We start from the raw sequence: 2523 nt of genomic DNA, 5'->3' as shown, positions 1-2523 counted from the left end.
GTCAGGCCGTAGGCCTCCTGCATCCACACCAGCCGGTTGACCACCCCGCGGTGTTCGTTCATCGCGCCCTTTGGTTTACCGGTCGAGCCCGAGGTGTAAATCACGTACGCCAGGTGCGACGCCTGCGTGCGCGGCGCCGGGTTCTCGGCACTCAGCGTCTCCGGCAACGCGGCCTCCAGCGCCAGCTGCGGCGTCGCGGGTTCGCCCAGCGCCGCCCGGCCGGCGGCGTCCGCCAGCAGCAGCACCGGGTCGGCATCCTGCAGGATGTACTGCAGGCGTTCGCCCGGATAGGCTGGATCCAGCGGCACATAGGCGCCGCCGGCCTTGAGGATGCCGAACAGCGCCGTCACCATGTTCAGGCCGCGTTCGGCGCACACCGCCACCCGGCTGTCCGGGCCCACGCCGCGCGCAATCAGCGCGTGCGCCAGCCGGTTGGCGCGGGCGTTCAACTGGGCGTAGCTCAGGCTTTCCGCGCCGCTCACCAGCGCGATGGCATCCGGCGTGCGGCGCACCTGCCGCTCGAACAGCGCCGCCAGCGTCTGATCCAGCGGGTAGTCACGCTCGGTGCGGTTCCAGCCATGCAGCAGCAGCTCGCGTTCCGCTTCCGGCACCACCGCCAGTGAACACACCGGCGTATCCGGCGCCTGCTCCAGCGCTTGCGCCAGTGAGTCCAGCGCCTGCACCATATAGTCACATACGCGCTGCGCATCGATCGCTTCGGTTACCTGCGCCGTAATGCCCAGCGAATCGCCGCCGTCCTCCACCGACAAGACGAACGGATAGTTGGTGCGCTCTTCGGCGCTCAGCAGGCTGACGCCTTCGGGCAGCGCTACGGCCTCGCCGTTGTTGTGGCGATAGTTGAGCAGGGCGCTGAACAGCGGCGCTCCAGGGCTGACGCCGCTGCAGCGCTGCGCCAAGGCCAGCGGCGCATGTTCATGGGCCAGCAGCCCGCTCAATCGCACATGCGCCTCCCTTGCCGCCGCCTCCGCGCCGCGCCGATCAATGTCCAGGCGCAGCGGCAGCGTGTTGATAAACAGCCCCAATGCCCGTTCCGCGCCTTCAGCGCCCTGCAGGCGCCCCAGCAATACGGTGCCGAATACGACCGCGTCTCGCCCGCTGACGCGCGCCAGCACCTGCGCCCACGCCAGATGGCACAAACTGGCCAGGCTGACGCCCAACCGCCGCGCCTGCCGCCGCAGCCGCAGGTTCAGGGCCGAAGAAAGCGCCTGGTAGCGGCTGACGATCTGCCGTCCCTCGCCGTGCACATCACTCAAGCCGAACGGCAGAACCGGCTCGCTGATATCCGCCAACATGTCGCGGAAGAAACGTTCATGCTCTGCTTCGCTGAGCGTCAGGCGCGCCTGCGCCACCGCATTGCGGAACGGCTGGGCGGCGCCAAGCCGTGCGCCGCGACCGGCGAGGATTTCGCTGACCTCTTGCTCCATAAAGGCCAGCGTGGAGTGATCGCCAATCAGATGGTGCCACTGCTGCAAGGCGCACCACCGGCCATCCTCCTCTTGCGCGACGGTAAAGTTGAGCAGCGGCGCGCGGGTCAGCTCCTGTCGCTGATGCAGCGGATCAAAACCGGCCGCCAACTGTTGCCAAACCGGGCCGTCGGCCAGATCGAAACGCCGCTCGCTGAGTGCCAGCTCGGCCTTGCGCCACACCACCTGCACCGGCGAAGACACGCCCTGCGTGATGAACGCGGTGCGCAGAATGTCATGGCGATCGATCACCTGCTGCATCGCCGCCAGCCAGGCATCCAGGCGCGCACGGCTGTCGAAGCGCAGCACCGCGGACAGCTGGTACGGATCGCCCTGCTCCGCCAGCAGATGGTGGAACAAAATCCCCTCCTGCAGCGGCGACAAAGCGTAGATGTCCTGTACATTCGCCACGCCGCCCGGCACCTGCGCCACCACCGCGTCAATCTCCGGCTGGCTCAGCGTCGCCAGCGGCAACATCTCCGGCGTAATGGCGGCGCAACCCGGCAAGATGCGGTTTTCCGGTATGTCGATTTCCCCTTGCGCGCTCACCGCCTGCGCCAGCGCCGCCAGCGTCGGCGTTGAGAACAGCGTCTGCACGTTCGCCGCCAAACCGGCGCGCCGCAGTTGAGCCATCAACTTCACCGCCAGCAGCGAGTGGCCGCCCAGTTCGAAGAAGTTGTCGTGGCGGCCAACCCGCTCCACGTTCAGCAACTCGCGCCAGATCTCCGCCAGCAGCGTTTCGCGCTCACCCTGCGGCGCTTCGTACGCCGCCTGGCTCTGCATCCCCTGTGGCTCCGGCAGCGCCCGCCGGTCCAGTTTTCCGTTCGGCGACAGCGGCAACGCCACCACCACCACCCAGGCCGACGGCACCATGTAGTCCGGCAGCGCCGCGCTCACATGCTGCCGCAGCGTGCCCGCCAGCGTCTCTTCCGCCACGTCCGCCGCCGGCACCACCCACGCCACCAGCCGCTTGTCGTCGCCCACCGCGCGCGCATCCACCACCGCTTCGCGCACCGCCGGGTGCGTCGCCAGCGTCGCC

Annotated in this window: 1 protein-coding gene; it reads right to left on the bottom strand. The window is 68.6% G+C overall.

Annotated features, from left to right (window positions below):
- On the bottom strand, positions 1-2523 hold a 2523-nt coding region (locus J9788_RS24945; RefSeq protein ID WP_209333075.1), incomplete at both ends, for an AMP-binding protein.

It is taken from the genome of Serratia sp. X10 (genome assembly GCF_017811775.1).
In the GTDB taxonomy this organism is placed as follows: Bacteria; Pseudomonadota; Gammaproteobacteria; order Enterobacterales; family Enterobacteriaceae; genus Serratia; species Serratia ureilytica.
Note: the sequence above shows the minus strand (reverse complement) of the source record. Positions and strands in the feature narration are given on the sequence as shown.